Here is a 19,955-nt window from a genome sequence, read left to right as displayed (position 1 = left end):
TGCGCGTCGTTTTGCGCGATGACTGTGCAAGCTCACCGCCCTGCTGCGTCGACTCCCTCAACGGTATTCACTATTGTGACCCCGTCGTTGCGCGCACCCGACGACTCTGTGCCCTTGGCTGCCTGTGGGCAATGTCGGTCACGAGCGGGTGTGAGGTGAGAAACTGTCGGCGCGGGTGGGATCGGCCCGAACGCGTGAGCCACCGCGGCGCAGGCGGTGAGGAGGCGATCGATCTGCCCCTCGGTGAGCGCGGCGTGTAAGGAGAAACGGATCAGCGTGCTGTCGCCGGGCGTGGCGGGCGGACAGAAGATCGAGCCGAAAACGCCGAGATCTGCCAGATAATCGCGGACCGCGATCGCGTGCGACGCGGGCCCGGTCTGCAGAGATACGATGTGACCGGCAGCGCCCGCCAGGTCGAATCCCAAGGCGCCCAGCGCGCTTCGGATCCGCAGCCCCACCTCGCGTAGCCGGACGCGCCGGGGTTCCGCGGCCTTGATCAGCGCGAGCGTCGCGGTCAGTGCCGCGATGTCGCGGCCGAGGACTGCTGAGGAGAACACCGCCGGATAGGCGTGCATCCGGAAGTAATCCGCGAAATCCGGATCACCGGCGGTGACCACGCCTGCCCGGCCGGCAAATGCCTTGGCCAGGCTGGCCGTGCGATAGGCCACCCGGTCGGTGAGACCGAGCCCGACCACCGTTCCGGCGCCGAGCGGTCCCTCCACACCCAGTGTGTGGGATTCGTCGACGACGAGCAGGCTGCCGGACTCCTCAGCGACGGCACACAATCGCTCGACTGGAGCCTGACTACCCGCAGTGCTGTCTATGGCGTCGACGGCGATGATTCCGGGCCCGTACATGGCGAGCAGGGCGCGCAGAGTGTCGATATTCTTGTGCCGGAACGAAAATACCGGTGCTCCCGCGATACGGGCACCATAACGCAGCGACATATGCGCTCGGCTGTCGACATAGACGGGTGTGTCGGGGTCGCCGATAGACTGCAGCAGCCCGATATTGGCTTCCCAACCCGATTGGCACAATATCGCCGAGGACGCGCCCAGATGGGTGGCCAGAGCCACCTCGAGCGCTGTCCGTGGCTGGTCGTCACGGTATCGTCCGGCCGCGCGCAATGCCGCGCACATGGCGCTGATGATCTGCGGATCACGGCCGAGTGCCAGATAGTCGTTGCTGGTCAGCACGATGTCACCGGCCAAAGGTGGACTGCCGCACAGCGGGTGGCCGCCGCCCCACTCTTCGGCACGCTCCCGCCGGAAACCCTCGACGCGGTACCGAACACGATCGGCGACGGTTACCGACACACCGGCCTCCTGAGGCTCGACGATTCCAGTAGCACCTACCAAGCATTCCGAATGAACCCGTCCAAGTATGCCGCAGAGTTCCACCGAAAGCCGATATTGCGGCCCGGGTCCCGGAAGAGTGGCCGATGCCAACGGACTCGCCGACAACCCCGCCGAAAAAAGGGAATTCGACGAAACGGATGCCAGAATCGGACGCATGCGTGTTCTGTTGACCGGCGCCGCCGGTTTCATCGGGTCCCACGTTCGGCGAGCGCTCGAGGACGAGGGACACGATGTGGTCGCGATAGATCTGATGCTCGCCGCAGCGCACGGACCGGACGCGTTGCCGCCGTCGGGGGTCGAGCGTGTCGATGTGCGTGACCGCGCCGCGCTCGATGCCCGCCTTGCCGGTATCGACGTGGTGTGCCATCAGGCCGCGGTCGTCGGGGCGGGCGTGAGTGCCCAGGACGCGCCCGCCTACGCCAGTCATAACGACTTCGGTACGGCGGTGCTCCTGGCCGCGATGGATCGGGCACGCTGCCGTCGGCTGGTTCTGGCGTCGTCGATGGTGGTCTACGGCGAAGGGCGCTACCGCACCGCCGGTGGCGATGGTGCCCCCGTCGACCCGGCGCCGCGTACCACCGCTGACCTCGAGCAGGGCGTATTCGACCACCGCGACGCCCATACGGGCGCTCCACTCGAGTGGGCGCCCGTCGACGAGAACGCGCCGCTGCGCCCACGCAGTCTGTACGCAGCGAGCAAACTCGCCCAGGAGCATTACAGCGCCGCGTGGGCCACGGCAACCGATGCAACAGTCACCGCGCTGCGATACCACAACGTGTACGGGCCCGACATGCCCAAAGACACACCGTATGCCGGCGTCGCCGCGATATTCCGTTCGTCGTTGGAAGCGGGCCGAGCGCCGCGGGTGTTCGAAGACGGCATGCAGATGCGCGACTTTGTCCACGTCAGCGATATCGCCGCCGCCAATCGCGCCGCCGTCGAACGACCACTGACCGGTTTCGTGGCGCTGAATATCGCATCCGGTCGGCCCATCAGTATCGGCGACGTCGCGGAGGTTCTTGCCACTGCGCGCGGCGGCGACGCGCCGATCACGACGGGGCAGTATCGCTGCGGCGATGTCCGCCATATCGTTGCGAGCCCTGCACGTGCCGCTGAACTGCTCGACTTCACCGCGCAGATCGCACCCGAAAGTGGACTCGCGGAGTTCGCGGGGGCTCCTCTTCGTGCCGCGGCCAGCGCAGGCGCTCCGACCTGGTGAGAGCGCGCGTGCTCATGGCCTGCGCTGGCCGGCATCACGACGCAGGTCAGTTCACCAACTGGTCAAGATGAGATGGGCAATCAACAGCGCACCGAGCACCTGAACCCCCAGCCACGCGCGCACCGTCCGCGCCGGCAACAGTGCGGTGCCTGCCAAGACCCAGATTTCGAACGGTAGCCAGATCCGCTCGGTCTCGGCCTTGCTCAGCAAACTGAGGTCGGCGAGCACAAGCGCTGTCAGGCCCGCAACAGCAACCAGCGCAGCCGGATCCGCCTGTTCGCGCCAGCTGTTCAGCGCCGCGATGGGATTGGTGCGAACAGCCGCGAACGACGGGAGACCGAGCGCACCTGGCAAGCGGTGCAGCACCGCAGCGGAGGCAAGGCCGACCGCACAGACTGTGGCCGCCAAGTTCGCCCAGATCCAATAGGACACCGGCCGCGTGGTCGCGATGCCCTGGTAGTAGCGCTGCACCACGAGGTGGTATCCGTCCAACCACCAGAACCCCGACGCAGCGAAAGCCCCGACCACCAGCAAAACCCCTACCACCGCCGGCCACACACCACGCAGTCCACGCAGCGCCAGTACCGCCGCGACCGGAACAGCCATCAGGACCAAGCCGTAGTTCAGGAACAGGGCGTAGCCGAACAGCAGGCCGGATCCGAGGGCGAATATCGGCCTGCGCCCGCCCGGTTCGAGCGCTGATGCGAGCAGCGCCACCGCCCATGCGGCGACTCCGGCGAACAGCGCGTCGGCCGAGACCGCCAACCAGATCGCGGCAGGTGCCAGCGCAAGAAATGGAGCAGCTGCTCGGGCGCGCTCGGGCGCGCCGAGCGCCCGCAGCGTCACCAGAACCGCGACCGCCCCGCTACAGCCGACCATCGTGCACAGCACGCTCGCCCAGACGCCACCGCCCAATCCGATACGGTCCAGCAGCACGAACGTCAGCAGCGCTCCCGGCGGATGCCCAGAGACGTGCGTCGTCCAGGAATCGGGCTGGAAGTCCAGGATCCGGTCGGCGAAACCATCCAGCATGGCGCCGAGGTCACCCACACCGCCGACCTCGTACAGATATTCATGCCCGGTGGTCAATCGACCGGCAAAACCACGCTGCCAGCCATCGACCATCGCCAGCGAGAATGCCCAAGCAAGCCCGGTTATCCAGGTAGCCGCCAGCAGTTGACGCCAGGACAGCCGCGTCGCGACCGACGGCCCGTACACCACTGCGAGCGCCCCTATCGCAATCGCCGGACCGGTCCCCCAGCCCACGTGCGGCAACCAGCTGCCGAAAATGGGGGCCGACGCCGCGTAAATGCTGTCCCGCCATCGTTGGCTGCCTAGTTGCGGCAGCAGAAACGCGAGCCCGACCAGCACGACGGCGGCGGCCGCGCAGTACAGGTCGGCACGTTCAGCGCGTACCCGACGCCCGGTGGAGACAGAAGAATTCCGCACTGCCTCACCGTAGGAGCCCTACGTCACCCTGTGACACCGGCACGGAGGCGCCGTTACCTTTTTGTCACCGGTTTCATCAGGCATTTTCGACCGAATCGGTCCTACGGTCGCAGTGTGGACAGTGACGACCGCGCCCGGTGCGTGACCGTGGTGATTCCCTGCAGAAACGAAGCGGGCGCTCTGCCCGGCGTACTGGCCGCCGTCCCCACCTCCTACCGAGTCGTCGTCGTCGACAATGGCTCAACCGACGCAAGCGCAGAAGTTGCCCGAACACATGGTGCGACGGTGGTCACCGAATCGACTCCGGGCTACGGCGCCGCGGTGCAGGCCGGAATCGACGCAGCGACCACGGAGCTGATCGCGGTCCTCGACGGTGACGGGTCCATGGATCCGGCCGATCTACCCGACCTCGTCGCCGATCTCGCACCTGGGGTCACCATGGTCGCCGGGCGCCGCAGACCGGTCCGTGGGGCGTGGCCATGGCACGCAAGGCTGGGCAGATGAACGTCGGAAATACGCTGGACGCAACGCTGCTCGTGGTCGCCAAGGCGCCGATCGCGGGTTTCGCCAAGACTCGGCTGACGCCGCCGTTGCGCCCTGTCGACGCGGCGACGTTGGCCGCCGCTGCCCTGCTCGACACACTGGCCGCGGTGCGCGCGAGCGGGTCCCGCCACGCCGTGGTCGCTTGGACCGGCGACCTGTCACGGGCCGAGTGCGCCGACGATATCGCCACCGCCCTAGCGGATTTCGAGGTGATTGCCCAACGCGGCGACACGTTCGGCCAACGTCTGGCTGCCGCGCACGCCGACGCTGCCAATGCAGGACTGCCGGTGCTGCAGATCGGTACGGACACCCCACAAGCCGGTCCGGATCTACTCGCTGCCGCGGCCACCGCACTGTTGGGCGGCGCAACGGTATTGGGGCCTGCCACCGATGGTGGCTGGTGGGCACTCGGGCTCACTGACCCACACGCTGCCCAGGTCCTCGTCGACGTGCCCATGTCGACAACTCGCACCGGAATGCTCACGCACACGGCGTTGCGTCGCAAGGGCTATCACGTCGTGCTGCTTGAACCTTTGACCGACGTCGACCATTTCGACGACATAGGCATGGTCGCGGCTGCATCGCACGGACACTTCGCTTCGACCGCAGCGCGGCTGTGCCCGCAGATCAGCGCAATCCGGCCGTGACACCGATTCGCCGGCAGTTGATCCATCCTCCGGCTGCGCTCGACGGCCTGACCTGCGAGAGCCGACGAATCCCACCGCGTCTGCGGAAACGATCGGCATCGACGGTTCCTCCGAATCTCGAGCGCCCGCTACCGTGACGTCGCCTCGCCTGAACTCACCAACCGTTACTTCCGCCCGCCGGCCGCGGACGGATGATGTTCGTCGCCTTCGCGCGGGCGATCCAGAATTCCACGGCGACCAACTGCTACCGCTTGGCCTGTTCGACGTCTCCCAGTTCACGACGCGGGTCGAGGACCTGTCCACCGGCCAGCGCCGCTCTGTTCATCGCAGCCGATGCCGGCCCAGGGCGCACCCGCAGCAACAGCCCGGATCACAGTGCGCCTACGCGAATCCACCGGCGCGGACCATCCGCGCGTAGAGGTCGTCGGCGCGCATCAACTCGTCGTGGGTCCCGACCGCCCGTAGGCTGCCGTCGTCCATCACGACGATCCGATCGGCGTGCCGCACGGTCGACAAGCGGTGGGCAATCGTCACGACGGCGTGGGTGCGTGCCCGCACGGCGATCGCTTCGACGATCGATGCCTCGGTCAGGGTGTCGATCTGCGACGTCGCCTCGTCGAGAAGCAGCACGTCGGCCTCACCCAGCATCGCGCGTGCCATCGCGATCCGTTGCCGCTGCCCGCCCGAAAGATCGGTGTCGCGCACGTGGGTGTCCAGGCCTTTCGGCTGGGCCGCGACAACCGAGTCGAGTCGGAGCAGGCGAAGAACCTCGGCCACCTCGTCGTCGGTGGCACCGTGCCGCAGGAACCGCAGATTGTCGCTCAATGTGCCCGGTACCAAAGGGGATTCCTGCTCGACGTACGCGATACGCGCGCGAACTTCCGACATCGTCAGGTTCCGGTACGCCACGCCGCCCACCGAGATGGTCCCGGTGTCGGGTTCGACGAATCGCAGGATCGTCGAGAACACCGTGGTCTTGCCCGCGCCGGACGGCCCCACGATGGCTGTATGGCCGGTTGCGGGAATCCTCAGCGTCAATCCCTGCAATGCGTACGGTGCATCAGGTGCGTAGCGGACCGTGACGTCGTCGAAACGCAAGGCGGCGTCGGACTCGGCGGTCGTCGCCGGCGCAGTCTCGTGCGCCACGTCTGTTTCGGAGTGCAGCGTCTCCATCTCCCGGATACGCATGGCGGCCGCAATACCCGACTGCATGGCCGTGATGTGCATGGTCAGTTCCTGGATCGGTCCCATCAACGTGAACGCGTACAGCAGGAACGCGATCAGCGTCGAGACGGTCAGCGAACCGTTGTCGACGCGCCAGGCGCCGATGGCCAGAATCGCGATGATGGCGCCCTGCACGCCGGTCCACGCGACGGTCCATGCCGTTGCCGAGACGCGCACCGACTCGATCGCGTGTGTCCGGGCGTTGCGTGCGTCGGCGCCGATCAACGTGGCGATGCGGTGCTCGGCGCGTGCCGCCTTGACGGTGCGCACCGAACGCAGGCTGCCTTCCAGCACTCCGCCGAGGCGGCCGAGCGATTCCTGAGTTTGCGCGTCCGCCTTGGCAATTCGTGGCATGAGTGTTCCGAACAGCATGCCGACGACAACGATGGCCAGCACGGTGACGCCGAGGAGCATCATGTCGAGCACACCCATCAGGAGCACGGTGCCCACCGTCAGGAAGGTGGCGTTGATGATGCCGATCACCGCCGACGACGCGGCCTCCTTCAGCAGTAAGGTGTCGGCCGTGACGCGTGTGACCAACTCGCCTGTGGGACGCGCCTGCACCGACGGAACCGTCGCGCCGAGCAGTCGTCGAACGAGCGTCGTGCGTGCGTCGAAGACGATGTTCTCGGCGACGGTCCCGAGCAGGATCCAGTAGCCCCACCCGAGTGCGGCGCCGATGACGAGCAGCACCAACAGGGCAACGGTCGGGCCCGTGATCGACGCGCCCGTGCCGAGAGCGTCGAGGATCGATTTGGTCACCATCGGCGTCGCCATCACCGTCGCGGAACTGCCGAGGGCGAGTACGAGTCCGATCAGCAGGGTGCGTGTGTGCGGTCGGGCATAGCCGATGAGGACACCCAGGTTCGACATGGTCATCGGTGGAGCGGTTTCGATGGGAGGCGCAATCGTCGTCACCCCATCAATGGAACAGCAATGTTCCATTGTAGTAAAGCGAATATCCAGGATGGGTCTCGTTTATGCTGCACCCTGTGGAGGATGTCGAACAGACCAGTGCCCGCGAACGCACCCGGCGCGCGATTCTCGATGCGGCAGTGGCGACGTTCGCGAAATCGCCCAACGCGTCGCTGACGGAAGTCGCCGCGACGGCGCGCGTCGGACGTACGACGCTGCACCGCTACTTTCCCGAACGATCCGACCTGATCACCGCCGTCGGGCGGCTCACCGAACAAGCCGTGGCCGACGCCTCGAAGCGCGCGCGCCTGGCTGACGGGACCGGCCTCGACGCGGTCCTACGGCTGTGTCAGGAGTACTTCGAACTCAGCGATGTCCTGACTGTCATCTTCTTCACGTCAGGCGTGTACGACGAGACCACATCGTGCCTGTCCGACGACGACGCGATCGCGGCGATAGAACGGGGGCGCAACGACAGCTCGATCGACGCAACGCTCGACGCCTCGTGGATCCTGAACATGATGTGGGCGCTGCTGTATGCCGCCGTCGACCACGTCAACCGCGGGTCGGCCAGCCGCATGCACGCGCAGACACAGGCGCTGACGAGTCTGCGCAAAGCGATACGCTCGCCCGGGTGACCGTGTTCGCCGTCCAGGGTCCGCGCTCCACGGATGCGCTCGGCCTACCGACCGGCATGAACTACATGGCGATGCCGCCTCGCAAGTATTCATGGGCACTATAGGCGATGGTTACGACAAGCCGAGCTGCTCGACCGTAGAAGTGAAGACCCGCACCGAGCCGGCCAACATGTTGTTGCAGCGGAGCTGGATTCGTTGCAGGCGAGGATACGCAGGATGCACGCCAGTGTGCATCCTGCGGTACTGCGAACCTCGGGCGGTTCGCTTGCCCCCTTCGCGAGCGAACCGGGACTCGCCAAACTGGCCGGGCCCGTCCCCTACCGACCGCTCAGGACGGCTATCGTGAGCCTAAGCCGGTCAGCTTGCTAGTGCAAGTTGCAGAAGCAAGTTTTGTGATTGTGGATAAAGTAGCCAGCAGTTGCGCCGGGCGGGTGCCCACCGACATATAGAAGGAGGTCCGGGGTATGTCGAACCTCGAAAACGATGACACGCCAGCAGAATCCGAAGGCGGACCGATGTTTGCCGATCGGCTGCGGTTTCTCTTCGAGACGGTGTATCCACGCGGCCGCGGTCCGTACAGTCAGACCGAGGTGGTCGACATGATCAGGGCTAACGGGGGCGGGATGACCACCGGGTACATGTCACAGCTTTTGTCAGGTAAGCGCCGTTCACCCGCGTTGCCGACCGTGACCGATATCGCCGCCGTATTCCGCGTCCCGATCGACTTTTTCGGGTCACCGGAGTCCTATGCGGAGATCCGGCGTCATATCGATTGGATCAGTGCGATCCGTGATTCGGGTGCCGAGCAGGTCGCTGCCCGCAGCTACGACCCCGCCAAGGTGTTCGAGGTCGGGTTCCGGGAGCTCCGCCGCAGCATCGACGAAGGCGACGCGGGCAGCTGATTTTCAGGACGCCAGCAGATAGGCGGCGGCGGCGAGCACCGCTCCCACGAAGGAGCCGACAACGACCTGTCCGCGTGTGTGATCACCCAGCCACACGCGCGACCATCCGTTGACGACAGTCAGTGGCAGCGCGGCAAGAAACCACGGTGAGGCGATCAACGCCAGCAGGACCGTCGTTCCCGCACTCACGGCGGTATGGACACTCACCTTCCATTTGCCGATCACGGTCACGATTCCGATGCCGAACAGGACAACCAGCCCCGCCACCGTCCACGCGATCAGAGCGCGCGGAGCGCCCTGCACGATCTCGACAATCAGGCCCACGCCCACGATGCCCAGAATCGCCGGAATCACCCAGCGCCGACCGTCGATATCGGTCACATGGTGATCGCTGGCGATACCCCGCCGCACACCGGCCAGGATGATGATCATCGGGATCCCGCCCGTGATCGCGGCGACGAAAAGCCCCCATCCGGGAGCATTCACAGCCAACCCGGCGATCGTCCCGGTCACGATATTGATCACCCAGGGCGCACCGAGCTCAGTGATCACCCGAGCCGCACGCGCTTGCGGCACCATCGTTTCCGTCACGCCGAAACCTCTCGCTGTTCATCCCGATATTTCCGTGCCAAAGTCAATGCCCACGTGCGGTCGAGTTCTGCCTCGAGGACCGCCGATCGAATACCGGCACTATTGAACGCGGACGACGCTCGCCCGTGCACCAGCCACTGTGCTACTGCTGCAGCTACTTCCGTCATGTCTGCCACGGAAGCGCCGGGTTGTGGGGTGCTCTCGGCTTCCATACTCAATGCGTCGAGCAATTCGGTGACCCGGTCATCGGCCCGCTCATCGGTGCTACTGCCCCGCCGCGACGCTCGGCGAACCCCTGGCCAGCGCGTCATCACCTCCCGATGCAGCGGGCCGATCGCCCACAGGATCCGCTTCGCACGCACCCACGACACGACCGGCGACAACATCATGCCCACGAAGATCACCAGCACGCCCACCGCGGACACCGCCCGAGTCACCTCGAAGACCACAGGCAGCTGGGGCGCACCGAGATAGCGCGCCGCCACGAAGTAACTCAGCCGAATCCACGCCCACACCGTCGCCGCGGCCAGCCCCACCGACAGCAGAGTCAAACTCCAGCCGGTCAGGCTGCGCACATCCGCGGCGCGAGCGGTCATCACCAGCAGCGCAGGGCACAGCAGCGCCGGGAACAGCGCACCGGCGATGCCTGCCTCGGCGTATCCAGGCAGATGACTGTAGGAGATGTCGAACTCGAATCCACCTGCCGCCTGCGGAACCGTCGGCGCGCACGCGAAAATCGCCATCGCCACCACCGAACCGACCACCGCGATCAGGCCGAGTACCCGCGCCCCACACGCCACCCTCTCCGGATCGGTCGTGACGACGGCCAATGCCAGCACACCCGAGGAGGCAGCCATCAGATTGAACAGAACCATCCGCAATCCGGTCGAGAAGTTGGGAATCGGCACGACCGCCTGCACCAATGTCTCCACTGCCGGGATATTCACACTCAAATGCACTGCGACAACGCCCAACGCCACCACCATGCTCCCCAGCACCCAGCTGCGCGACCACCACCACCGCCACGCCCTACTCACCACCGCGATCCACATCAGCGGCGCCAGAATCATCGCGTTCACCCCAGCGCCTCACCCCAGCGAGACCGCAACCGCGGTTCTTTGCGACCGATGCGCTGCAAGCGGTTCAACAGCATGCCGGCGAACTGCTCGGCAGCCAGTTCCTCTCCGGCCGCACCTGCATTCCCGCACTCTCGGCGCAGCATCAGCGCGGCCAACTCGTGTACCCCTGTCGGCAGTACCGTCTGCGCCAGCTCGAGCACCGGCCGTCCCTGATGTCCGAGCACGATATGGCCCAGCTCGTGGGCGAGGGTCCGATCCCGAGTCTGTACCCAGGACGCGACGCTGACCTCATCGTGATCTCGATAGTGGACCCACTGCCCGAACACCCCCGCGGGCAGTGCCGAATTCTCAACCACCCGTAACGGCCGCCCCCGAAACCGGGAAACCGCCTCCACCAACCCATCCAGTGACTGAGACTCCCCCACCGTCGCCATGGCGAAGATACGATCGACCGCCGAATTGACCGCCGACCCGTTGAACACGCCCACTATCCAACCACAGCCCATCCCGACCGGCCGATCTTCGATGTCCGAGCCGCCTTCGATCGGAGAGGATTCGCGATCGGTCAACACCCACGAAGCTCGACGATCACAGCCTCCTCGTGCAGGCACGTTCATCAACCAGCTTCAGTTTCCGGGTTTGAATTAGGTTGCGGTGCTGTGTAATTCATCACAATCAGGTCGGCGTGCTTCGATCACGCACGGCCCTCGCAGCCTTCATTGTTTGCGACGAACACGCAGCTGATGCCTCCCCGCATCTCGCTCACCACGTCAGAATCCGTTGCGGGCGTTGACACGGTCGTCGCTGCGTTGGCCGTAGTCGGCCACACACATCGGGTCGGCCTCGGCGTTCATGATCGTGTGGACGAAGCTGGACAGCCTTTCCCGCAGCAGATCAGGGCTTGCCGCGGCGAGTTGAGCGTCGAAGGGCTTGTTGAGCCGTCCCGGGTTTGGACGCTTCCTGACAGCAGACCCACTCGCACTCGCTCCGTCTCCGAATCCATACGGCTACCCACATAACCCGACAAGGTGGACCGATCCGCTCGGCCTCATGCCGGACGGCTGCGAGGCAGCCGACCAGGCCAAAGCGAACGCACCAGTTCTGCAGCAAGAGAACATCGATCCAAGAACGGTGAAGCCCGTCGATGGATCACGAAATGGGCAGCGGGCCAACCAAATTTCACTACCACGAAGAGACATGGACCTACAATCCGTCCGCAAACGCGTGGCACCTCGACAACCGAGTCGTTTTGCCCTTCCCGAAGGGAACATGGTGATGCTGGTAACCCTGCTGACCGACATTCCGCCCGGTACATCGGGCATGGTCAGATCACACAGCGGCGATTGGCCCGCAGTGTGGGCCGGAGGGAACCCCGGAGTAGCGGGCGTCCAGCACGATGTGGAGATCGAACTGGGCGACGAGGTCTCAGAAATTCATGTCGATGATTCCGACGCACCTCAAGAGGGAATCTATCTGAAGGATGGTCAACTCATGGTTTGCGGCACAGTCACAACCGTTTTCGACGACGGAATCGTTGCACTCGACATCAAACCCGGAACCCTTTTACTCGAAGCTAGCAATCCGCTCCCCACACTCCATGTGGGTCAAGTCGTCTGCGCTTCTCCTAGCGAAATATCCGTGTTTCCAACCGGCATCTAAGCGTCAGTAAACCGGCGAAGGGATCTAATATGCGACGGAAGCGGGCATATGGTCCGAACAACCTCGATCTGGTTATTCCCAGTTCAATCCAAAATTCTCAATCGGACATCCGGTGACAAGGGACTGCTGCACGCGGAGACATCTGATCTGTGGTGCCAACCGGCACTGCTGGAAGGATGTCTCCTCCTCGTGCAGCAGTCCCGGCAGCACAATCGCAGGCACTCGCTCCGGCATGCCCTCGGCCCACAGTCCGTGAATTCACCACCTTCGAGAACTCCATCGATTGCCGTCCCGCGCCGCAGTACGATGAGAGGGCGAACCTGATACTCGATCAGGTAGACACCTGGGTCGGCGCCTGCTGCCCTGTGCGAGACCGGAGTCGCGGCATGAATATCCTCGTCTGGATCGTTTCCGGCCTGCTGGCCGCGCTGTTTCTCATGGCCGGTTCGATGAAACTCGCCAAATCCAAAGTACAGCTCGTCGCCGACCCTAAAATGGGCTGGGCCGAGTCCTTGCCGGAAGGCCTGATCAAGTTCATCGGCGTGGCCGAAGTCGCCGGTGCACTCGGTCTGATCCTGCCCGGCGTGTTCGACATCGCCACTTGGCTGGTGCCCGCGGCCGCCATCGGCCTCGCGGCGATCATGGCCGGCGCGATCGTCACGCACGGGCGCCGCGGTGAATGGTCGAACGTCGTGATGACCATGGTGCTGCTGGTATTGGCGGTGTTCGTCGCGGTGGAACGGATCGGCCCGCAAGCGTTCTGAGTCGTCGCGGTAACTGTCGGCGTTGACACGAGAACCCGGGGGCATCGGCCAGGCGCAGCCGTCCGAACATCGTTACCGCGAGGGCACTTACCGCATCCGAACCCGCGAGTTGATCGGGTGATCCGATCCAGCGTCGTCCGGACCCTACCCATCAATACCCAATAGTGCTCAGCACCAGACGTTTTCGCCAAACGTCTTTCTCAACGATTCCCATTGATTCCGGTCAAAAGTGTGGGGTTTCTGTGGGGACTCCAGCTCGCCCCGAGGTCCTCCGTGGTGCCGCAAGCCCTCGATGCCGTGGGCACTTTCCCGCTCGAGCGGGAACATGTATCAGTGGCTAGCGGACTCACCCCCGCACACGCGGGGAGCACCTGCTGCCCCGCTGGTCTACATCCTGGCTCGCGCGCGGAGGACATCGATCCTCGCCTGCTGACGATGTTCGAGTACGTCGTCGAGGTTTCCCGACCTTTCCCGCCGCCCCCGAAGACGTCGGCGATCTCGCCGAAACTCTCATCCGCCGTCGAGATAGCCCTTGCGCGCCGACTTGGCGATCGCGGCGCTGGCGATGCCTTCGTCGATGAGCGATCCGGCGACACCGGCCCGGTTCTGGTCGATCATCGTGACGAGCAGACCGAGGCTCGCCAGCTTGCCTGTCTGTCCGAGGGCCGCGCGGTGCCCGGCCGCCATAGCCGCGATCAGCCCGCCGGAGCAGGCGGCCATGGTGTGGACCGAACCCGCTCCGGTGATCCGGTCGACCACGGAGAACGCGTCGATCAGCGCCTCGGCGTAGGCGTCGATGCCCCAGTCGCGGTGGCGTTCGTCCGGGTTGCGCCAGGTACGGCGCCGGCTTCACCGGTCTCTACCTCGCGCCCGCTGCAGCGGATTGGTGAATGAGTTCTGTCGGGGTCAGAATGCCCCGCTCGACAGCCGGTCCACGACATAGTCTGGACTGATGGCACGACTGCCGGAAAGTAGGACCGAGCTGGTTCTGGGTCCGTTGCTGCGTCACGTCGGCGAATGCGACGCCACCGTCTGGGTCGAGACGTCCGCACCGTGCACTGTCGAGGTCCTCGGCCACCACGAACACACCTGGACCATCGCCGGACACCACTACGCTCTCGTCCTGATTGCGGGACTGGCGGCCGGTTCCGTCACGCCGTACGAGGTCAATCTCAACGGGAAGCGCGTCTGGCCGCTGCCCGACGCCCCGTACCCGTCCGTCATTCGCACGCTCAGAGGCGACGCCGATCTGACCCTCGCCTTCGGCTCGTGCCGATTCGCCACACCGACAGCGACGCAGGACAACGACCACTTCGACGCCGACGCTCTCGACGCCTATGCGCGGCGAGTCATGGAACGCCCACCCGAAGATCTGCCCGACGCATTGCTACTGCTCGGCGACCAGGTTTACGCCGACGAGCTGCTGTCCCCGGAGATCCTGCGTCGCATCGACGAGTTGCACGACCTCGACCAACCGCCGGGCGCCCAGATCCGCAACTTCGAGGAGTACACGTGGCTCTATTCCGAGTCATGGTCCGACCCGCAGGTGCGCTGGCTGCTGTCCACGGTTCCGTCGTCGATGATCTTCGACGACCACGACGTCATCGACGACTGGAACACCTCGAGATCGTGGCGTGACGAGATCGAGGCCACCGACTGGTGGGAGGAACGCATCGTGGGCGCGTTGTCGTCGTACTGGATCTACCAGCACCTGGGCAACCTCTCGCCCGCAGCCCTGGCCGACGACGAGCTCTACCAGCGGATCCGATCCGAGGGCGGCGACTGCGCGGAGTTGCTCCGCGATTTCGCATCCGCAGCGGACGAAGAAGCCGACGGCGCCAAGGGAGCGCAATGGTCGTATCGCCGCGATCTCGGCACCACCCGGCTGCTCGTCATCGATTCACGGTGCGGACGCATACTCGGCGGCGGCACGCGGTCGATGGTCTCCGAGCCCGAGTTCTCGTGGATCGAACGACAGACCGAGGGCGACTACGACCACCTGCTGGTGGGGAGCTCGCTCCCGTGGCTGCTGCCGCGCGCCCTCCACGACCTGGAGTCGTGGGATGAGCGCATGGCCTCAGGGGTGCGGGGCCGACGTGTGACCGGATGGGCCGAAAGATTGCGGCGCTCAGCGGATCTGGAACATTGGGCCGCCTTCCGAGATTCATTCGACCGGCTCGCCCGGCTCGTCGCCCGCGTCGGGCGCGGACAGTGCAGCGGCCCGGGAGGACGGGCGCCCGCCACGATCTGCGTCCTGTCCGGCGACGTTCACCACGCCTATGCCGCGCAAGCGCAGTTCCCCGACACCGTGAGGTCCCGGGTCTACCAGCTGACCTGTTCGCCGATGCATAACAGCATCCCGACCGCCATGAAGGTGATTTTCCGGGTCTCGTGGAGTCGGGCCGCCGAACGGGTGACGCGTTTCCTCCTGAACCGGGTGTCCGCCGTTCCCCCAGTGTCGGTCGAGTGGAGCCGGGTCACCGGCCCCTTCTTCGGTAACCAGATAGCGACGCTGCACCTGCGCGGTCGGACCAGCCGCCTCGTGCTGGAGCAGGTGAGCACCGACTGGGGCCGTCCACATTTGACGACGGTCGCGGACGTGGTGCTGTCGACCGAGACGGACGACTCGCCCCATAGCGGCACACGCCGAGATCCATGAAGGACCAGGTCGCGGCGAGCCGCGTTCCCAGGATGTGCGGTTCGCCTCCACACACACGCCGTCGCCACGTCGCGGGGCGAGCTCGACCCTAGGTGCTGGCATCCAACTCTGCCTGCTCAGGAGCCCCCGGCAGCGTTATAGGCCGCGAGCCGTGCGCCGATCGCTGATGTGCTCGCGCAGCGCCTGCATTTCCTCGACCGACACACCAACCCCCTCCATGACCGTGCGGATCATGTCCTGGACGGGGCAGCCGGAGGCCGGCCTCGGTGGGGCGTAGATGGACCACCCTGCCGTCGGTGACGCTGCGGGCGCTCTCGAGGAGTCCGGCGCCCTGCATCCGGGCAACGACCGGAGAAGCCGTGCCGTAGTCCAGCTGCAGGCGCGCCCCGAGCTCCTTCATAGACAGCCCGGGGTGCTCCCACAGCGCCAGCAGCACCAGGTACTGCGGATAGGTGATGCCTAGGGCATCGAGGTGCGGACGGTAGGCCGCGGTCAGTGCGCGAGACGTCGAATACAGCCAAGCGCACCCGGCCGGCGAGGCAGATCAGAACGCTGCTTCGTCGAGATTCATGATGTCGTTGTCGAGAGTGGTGAGGATACCGCGCTGCGTAGTCAGTTCCGGCAACACGGTTTTCGCGAAGAACGAGGCGGTCGCCACCTTTCCCTCGTAGAAGGCTCGGTCCCGGCTGGTGGAGTCGCCAGCGAGGGCCTTGAGCGCGATCTCGCCCTGCTGCAGGAGTTTCCATCCGATGAGCAGGTCACCGACCGCCATCAAGAAGCGGACCGAGCCGAGGCCGACCTTGTACAGCTCCGGCGGATGGTTCTGCGCCGCAATCAGATAGCCGGTCAGTGCCGCGGTCATGGCCTGCACATCGCCGAGGGCGGTGGCCAGCAGGGCCCGCTCGTTCACGAAGCGTCCACTACCGGACTCGTGTTCGAGGAATTCTTGGATCTGACCTGCGATATGGGCAAGCGCGACACCGCGGTCACGGGCGATCTTGCGGAAGAAGAAGTCTTGCGCCTGGATCGCGGTGGTGCCCTCGTACAGTGAGTCGATCTTGGCGTCTCGAATGTATTGCTCGATCGGGTAGTCCTGCAGGTAGCCCGAGCCGCCCAGGGTTTGCAACGACTCGGTCAGGTACTGGTAGGCGCGTTCGGAGCCGACACCTTTGACGATCGGCAAGAGCAGGTCGTTGACACGGAACGCCATGGCCTTGTCCGCGCCGGAGACGCGGTGGGCGACCGCCTCGTCTTGGTGTGCGGCCGTGTAGAGGTACAGCGCGCGCAGACCCTCGGCGTAGGCCTTCTGCAGCATCAACGACCGGCGCACGTCCGGATGGCCGATGATGGTCACCCGGGGTGCGCTCTTGTCGGTCATCCGGGTCAGGTCGGCGCCCTGCACGCGGTGCTTGGCATAGTCGAGGGCATTGAGGTAGCCGGTCGAGAGTGTGGCGATGGCCTTGGTGCCGACCATCATCCGGGCGTCTTCGATCACCTCGAACATCTGCGCGATGCCGTCGTGCACATCGCCGATCAGCCAGCCTGTCGCAGGACGACCATGGCTGCCGAAGGTGAGCTCACAGGTGGCCGAGACCTTGAGACCCATCTTGTGTTCCAGACCGGTGACGAACACTCCGTTGCGCTCGCCCAGCTCGCCGGTCTCGGAGTCGAAGTGGAACTTCGGCACGAAGAACAGGCTCAGACCTTTGGTGCCCGGTCCGGCGCCTTCGGGGCGGGCCAGCACGATGTGGAAGATGTTGTCGAACAGATCGTCGGAGTCTGCCGCGGTGATGAACCGTTTGACACCCTCGATCTGCCAGGATCCGTCACTCTGCTCGATCGCCTTGGTGCGGCTCGCGCCGACGTCGGATCCGGCGTCTGCCTCGGTGAGGACCATCGTTGCGCCCCAGCCACGTTCGACCGCGAACGTGGCCCAGCGTTTTTGCTGGTCGTTGCCGATACGATGCAGGATATCGGCGCCCGCGGGCCCGTTGAGATACATGAAGGCAGCCGGCTGCGCGCCAAGGGCGAATTCGTTGATCGCCCACGCCAGCATCGAGGGGGCAGGCACGCCACCGACGTCCTCGGACAAGCCGATACGGAACCACTCAGCCTTACGCCAGGCCGAGAACGATCGTTTGAAGGACTCGGGCAGGGTCACCGTGTGCGACGCGGGATCAAAGGTCGGCGGGTGCCGGTCCGCATCGGCGAACGACTCACATACCGGGCCCTCCGCCAGACGCGCGGCTTCGGCCAGCATTGATCGCACGGTGACTTCGTCGAGGTCGCCGAATGCGCTGTCGTCGAGAACTTCTCCCAAGTGCAGCATCTCGAAGAGATTGAACTCGAGATCGCGCACGTTGCTCTTGTAATGCCCCATCGTGACACCCTTTCGTGGGCTTGCTTACTCGCTCTACCTGGTGTGCGCTGTCATGGACGCGTTCACGGCGTCATCTCGTAGGTGCCCGACAGCGCGGCGACCCGCTCCCAGACTCGGCCGGATCTGCCCTGGTCGACGACGGGGCGGCGGATCGCCGTCGTAGCCCACCGCACCTGCGCCTCGGTGGCCGCGGTCTTGCCGAGCAGCTCGGTCGCCCCGGCGGAGAAGTCGCGGATGAGGACCTCGAAGATCTGGTCGAGCACGTCGGAGTCGACCTCGACGAGGTCGGCTTGTTCGAGGATCAGCTCGCCGTAGACCACCAGGGTGAACAGCTCGCCGAGCGCGAGTTGCAGGTCCATGTCGGTGCCCTGTGCGTCGCCGGCACCGACCAGCTCGGCGAGCGCCTGCGCCTGTTCGGTGAAGACCGCCACATTGGGCACCGTCGCGTGGGCGCGGTAAACAGTCCGCCAGTCGTGGAACCGCACCTTCGACAACCCACTAGCCGGCCCCTGACGGAACAAGAACTCGTCGTCGGCGGCGTCGTGGCGGGTGGGGACCGAGGCGAATTCTTGGGGGTCGAGCAGGTAGGCGGGCATGAACTTGAGGATCAACGCCAGATTGACGGCGACGGTGCCCTCGAGCTTCGGCAGCCCATCCACATCGACCTTCGCGATCGGCATGAACGTGTCGCTCTCGAACCCCTTGGCCGCCACGATGTCGGAGAGCAGACCGACAACGGTCTGCGCCTCGGTGGTGACTTTCATCTTCGTCACGGGGTTGAACAGCAGGTATCGCCGATCGTCGCTGTTCGCGGAGCGGAAGTAGTCGACCGCCCGGTCGGAGAACAGTCGCATGGCGATCAGTCGGGCGTACGCGTCGACGAATCCGCGGCGCACGTGGGGGAAGTCGGTCACCCGGTTTCCGAAGAGAATGCGGTTGTGCGCGTGGGTGATCGCCTCGTACAGGGTGTGCGTGCAGAGCCCGATCCCACCGAAGCACAGATTGAACTTGCCGATATTGACCGTGTTCAGTGCCGCGCTGAACGCCTCCGCCCCCGTGTGTAGGATGTCCTGGCTACGCACCGGATAGTCCTCGAGGGAGAATTCGGCGACGTACATCGCGGACGGGACAATGTTCTTGACCAGCTGATAGTTCGGATGCGCGCCGTCGGCCAGGAAGAACACGTAACCGTCGGGGCCTTCGACCCCGGCGATGCGGCCGAACACCGACACGATCCGGGCGCAGTTGCCGTTGCCGATGTAGTACTTGCCGCCGTTGGCGGTGTAGTTGCCGTCACCGGTCGGCGTCAGCACCAGGTCGGTGGAGTAGATATCGGCGCCATGGTCGCGCTCGGACAGGCCGAACGCGGCCACCGCGCCGGCGTCGAGCAGCTCCGCGGTCCGGGCGCGGGCGTCCGCGTTGCCGCTCTGCCATACCGGGGCAAGGCCCAGCACCGTGACCTGCCAGGTGTACCAGTAGTTCAGGCCGTAGAAGCCGAGGATTTCCGACAGGGCCGCGACCCGCGAGGTGTCCCACCGCCGGTCCGGATCTCCTTGCGCTTGGGTCGCCGGGGTGAGCAGTGTCGCGAACAACTTCTCCCGCGCCGCGAAGTCGAGAAAGTCTTGATAGAAGACCTTCTCGTGGTAGTCGGCCAGCAGCCGCTTCTTGCCACGCTGTTCGAACCAGTCGATCGTCGCTTGCAACAGCCGCCGCGTCTGCGGGTCGAATCGGTCGGGCAAGTTACGCGCCGGGTGTAGCAACAACTTTTCCGATGGTTGGGTCATCTGCCTGCGTTCTCCTCACCATGCCTGCCACACCTGGGCGGCGAAAAAGGCGGCACATCGCTGTCGAGACTCAGCTGCCGTATGTGGACAAACTAACCCTTTTTGTCTATCCAGACGACACGTTAGCAGGTATTGTCTAGTCGA

Annotated in this window: 17 protein-coding genes and 2 pseudogenes; 8 read left to right on the top strand and 11 right to left on the bottom strand. The window is 65.2% G+C overall.

Annotation, left to right across the window (positions count from 1 at the left end; all coding sequences use genetic code 11):
* Positions 1-32: 32 nt before the first annotated feature.
* Entirely contained in the window at positions 33-1,514 is a 1,482-nt protein-coding gene (locus ACTWPB_RS19135; RefSeq protein ID WP_446221962.1) for an aminotransferase class I/II-fold pyridoxal phosphate-dependent enzyme, read from the bottom strand.
* Here ACTWPB_RS19135 and ACTWPB_RS19130 point away from each other — a divergent pair.
* Positions 1,513-2,577: an NAD-dependent epimerase/dehydratase family protein gene (locus ACTWPB_RS19130; protein WP_446221961.1), complete on the top strand. Its 1,065-nt coding sequence runs from the start codon at positions 1,513-1,515 to the stop codon at positions 2,575-2,577. The genes ACTWPB_RS19135 and ACTWPB_RS19130 overlap by 2 nt on opposite strands.
* 51 nt (positions 2,578-2,628) lie before the next feature.
* Here the strand turns inward: ACTWPB_RS19130 and ACTWPB_RS19125 are convergent, their stop codons facing one another.
* On the bottom strand, positions 2,629-4,026 hold the full coding sequence (locus ACTWPB_RS19125; protein WP_446221960.1) for a hypothetical protein: 1,398 nt from the start codon (positions 4,024-4,026) through the stop codon (positions 2,629-2,631).
* A 141-nt stretch (positions 4,027-4,167) separates the two neighbouring features.
* Between ACTWPB_RS19125 and ACTWPB_RS19120 the strand changes: the two are divergent.
* A pseudogene (locus ACTWPB_RS19120) lies at positions 4,168-4,524 on the top strand (glycosyltransferase family 2 protein); the annotation flags it as partial.
* Positions 4,525-4,526: 2 nt separating this feature from the next.
* Positions 4,527-5,216 (top strand): TIGR04282 family arsenosugar biosynthesis glycosyltransferase, encoded by a 690-nt coding sequence (locus ACTWPB_RS19115; protein WP_446221959.1) that lies wholly within the window; start codon positions 4,527-4,529, stop codon positions 5,214-5,216.
* 381 nt (positions 5,217-5,597) lie between these two features.
* Here the strand turns inward: ACTWPB_RS19115 and ACTWPB_RS19110 are convergent, their stop codons facing one another.
* Complete coding sequence (locus ACTWPB_RS19110; protein ID WP_446221958.1) at positions 5,598-7,319, bottom strand: ABC transporter ATP-binding protein; 1,722 nt, start codon at positions 7,317-7,319, stop codon at positions 5,598-5,600.
* 113 nt (positions 7,320-7,432) lie between these two features.
* On the opposite strand from ACTWPB_RS19110, the gene ACTWPB_RS19105 reads away from it, so the two are divergent.
* Positions 7,433-7,993, top strand: a complete 561-nt coding sequence (locus ACTWPB_RS19105; protein WP_446221957.1) for a TetR/AcrR family transcriptional regulator — start codon at positions 7,433-7,435, stop codon at positions 7,991-7,993.
* A 599-nt stretch (positions 7,994-8,592) separates the two neighbouring features.
* Positions 8,593-8,895, top strand: coding sequence for a helix-turn-helix domain-containing protein (locus ACTWPB_RS19100; RefSeq protein WP_446221956.1), 303 nt, complete (start codon positions 8,593-8,595; stop codon positions 8,893-8,895).
* A gap of 3 nt (positions 8,896-8,898) precedes the next feature.
* Here the strand turns inward: ACTWPB_RS19100 and ACTWPB_RS19095 are convergent, their stop codons facing one another.
* From ACTWPB_RS19095 to ACTWPB_RS19080, 4 genes and pseudogenes are all read right to left on the bottom strand, one after another.
* A complete protein-coding gene (locus ACTWPB_RS19095; RefSeq protein WP_446221955.1) occupies positions 8,899-9,486 on the bottom strand; it encodes a phosphatase PAP2 family protein in 588 nt (195 codons plus the stop codon).
* Positions 9,483-10,565: a hypothetical protein gene (locus tag ACTWPB_RS19090; protein WP_446221954.1), complete on the bottom strand. Its 1,083-nt coding sequence runs from the start codon at positions 10,563-10,565 to the stop codon at positions 9,483-9,485. The genes ACTWPB_RS19095 and ACTWPB_RS19090 overlap by 4 nt, the downstream gene beginning before the upstream one ends.
* Positions 10,562-10,921, bottom strand: coding sequence for a hypothetical protein (locus ACTWPB_RS19085; RefSeq protein WP_446221953.1), 360 nt, complete (start codon positions 10,919-10,921; stop codon positions 10,562-10,564). The genes ACTWPB_RS19090 and ACTWPB_RS19085 overlap by 4 nt, the downstream gene beginning before the upstream one ends.
* Before the next feature lie 417 nt (positions 10,922-11,338).
* A pseudogene (locus ACTWPB_RS19080) lies at positions 11,339-11,488 on the bottom strand (transposase); the annotation flags it as partial.
* Between the two features lie 127 nt (positions 11,489-11,615).
* On the opposite strand from ACTWPB_RS19080, the gene ACTWPB_RS19075 reads away from it, so the two are divergent.
* Together ACTWPB_RS19075 and ACTWPB_RS19070 are read left to right on the top strand one after the other, a co-directional pair.
* The gene (locus ACTWPB_RS19075; RefSeq protein ID WP_446221952.1) at positions 11,616-12,224 is read left to right on the top strand and encodes a hypothetical protein; all 609 of its coding nucleotides are present in this window, start codon (positions 11,616-11,618) and stop codon (positions 12,222-12,224) included.
* A 149-nt stretch (positions 12,225-12,373) separates the two neighbouring features.
* Positions 12,374-12,988, top strand: coding sequence for a DoxX family protein (locus ACTWPB_RS19070; protein ID WP_446221951.1), 615 nt, complete (start codon positions 12,374-12,376; stop codon positions 12,986-12,988).
* A gap of 510 nt (positions 12,989-13,498) precedes the next feature.
* On the opposite strand, the gene ACTWPB_RS19065 is transcribed toward ACTWPB_RS19070, so the two are convergent.
* Positions 13,499-13,747: a hypothetical protein gene (locus ACTWPB_RS19065; protein WP_446221950.1), complete on the bottom strand. Its 249-nt coding sequence runs from the start codon at positions 13,745-13,747 to the stop codon at positions 13,499-13,501.
* Positions 13,748-13,940: 193 nt separating this feature from the next.
* Here ACTWPB_RS19065 and ACTWPB_RS19060 point away from each other — a divergent pair, with 193 nt between their 5' ends.
* On the top strand, positions 13,941-15,647 hold the full coding sequence (locus ACTWPB_RS19060; RefSeq protein WP_446221949.1) for an alkaline phosphatase D family protein: 1,707 nt from the start codon (positions 13,941-13,943) through the stop codon (positions 15,645-15,647).
* 88 nt (positions 15,648-15,735) lie between these two features.
* Here the strand turns inward: ACTWPB_RS19060 and ACTWPB_RS19055 are convergent, their stop codons facing one another.
* The 3 genes from ACTWPB_RS19055 to ACTWPB_RS19045 all read right to left on the bottom strand — a co-directional run bounded on the left by ACTWPB_RS19055 (position 15,736) and on the right by ACTWPB_RS19045 (position 19,811).
* Positions 15,736-16,083, bottom strand: a complete 348-nt coding sequence (locus tag ACTWPB_RS19055; RefSeq protein WP_446221948.1) for a MarR family winged helix-turn-helix transcriptional regulator — start codon at positions 16,081-16,083, stop codon at positions 15,736-15,738.
* 108 nt (positions 16,084-16,191) lie between these two features.
* Entirely contained in the window at positions 16,192-18,027 is a 1,836-nt protein-coding gene (locus ACTWPB_RS19050; RefSeq protein WP_446221947.1) for an acyl-CoA dehydrogenase, read from the bottom strand.
* A gap of 62 nt (positions 18,028-18,089) precedes the next feature.
* Complete coding sequence (locus tag ACTWPB_RS19045; RefSeq protein ID WP_446221946.1) at positions 18,090-19,811, bottom strand: acyl-CoA dehydrogenase family protein; 1,722 nt, start codon at positions 19,809-19,811, stop codon at positions 18,090-18,092.
* Positions 19,812-19,955 lie beyond the last annotated feature (144 nt).

The sequence above is a fragment of the Nocardia sp. IBHARD005 genome (assembly GCF_052814245.1).
The sequence above is the reverse complement of the archived record's forward strand: the minus strand, read 5'-3'. Positions and strand labels throughout refer to the sequence as shown.

Bases quoted from the DNA above. Each gene is read 5' to 3' on its own strand.
- ACTWPB_RS19130 (WP_446221961.1), top strand. From the start codon at position 1,513: ATGCGTGTTCTGTTGACCGGCGCCGCCGGTTTCATCGGGTCCCACGTT.
- ACTWPB_RS19050 (WP_446221947.1), bottom strand. From the start codon at position 18,027: ATGGGGCATTACAAGAGCAACGTGCGCGATCTCGAGTTCAATCTCTTC.
- ACTWPB_RS19060 (WP_446221949.1), top strand. From the start codon at position 13,941: ATGGCACGACTGCCGGAAAGTAGGACCGAGCTGGTTCTGGGTCCGTTG.
- ACTWPB_RS19110 (WP_446221958.1), bottom strand. From the start codon at position 7,319: ATGACCATGTCGAACCTGGGTGTCCTCATCGGCTATGCCCGACCGCAC.
- ACTWPB_RS19135 (WP_446221962.1), bottom strand. From the start codon at position 1,514: ATGCGTCCGATTCTGGCATCCGTTTCGTCGAATTCCCTTTTTTCGGCG.
- ACTWPB_RS19045 (WP_446221946.1), bottom strand. From the start codon at position 19,811: ATGACCCAACCATCGGAAAAGTTGTTGCTACACCCGGCGCGTAACTTG.
- ACTWPB_RS19075 (WP_446221952.1), top strand. From the start codon at position 11,616: ATGCCGGACGGCTGCGAGGCAGCCGACCAGGCCAAAGCGAACGCACCA.
- ACTWPB_RS19115 (WP_446221959.1), top strand. From the start codon at position 4,527: ATGAACGTCGGAAATACGCTGGACGCAACGCTGCTCGTGGTCGCCAAG.
- ACTWPB_RS19100 (WP_446221956.1), top strand. From the start codon at position 8,593: ATGATCAGGGCTAACGGGGGCGGGATGACCACCGGGTACATGTCACAG.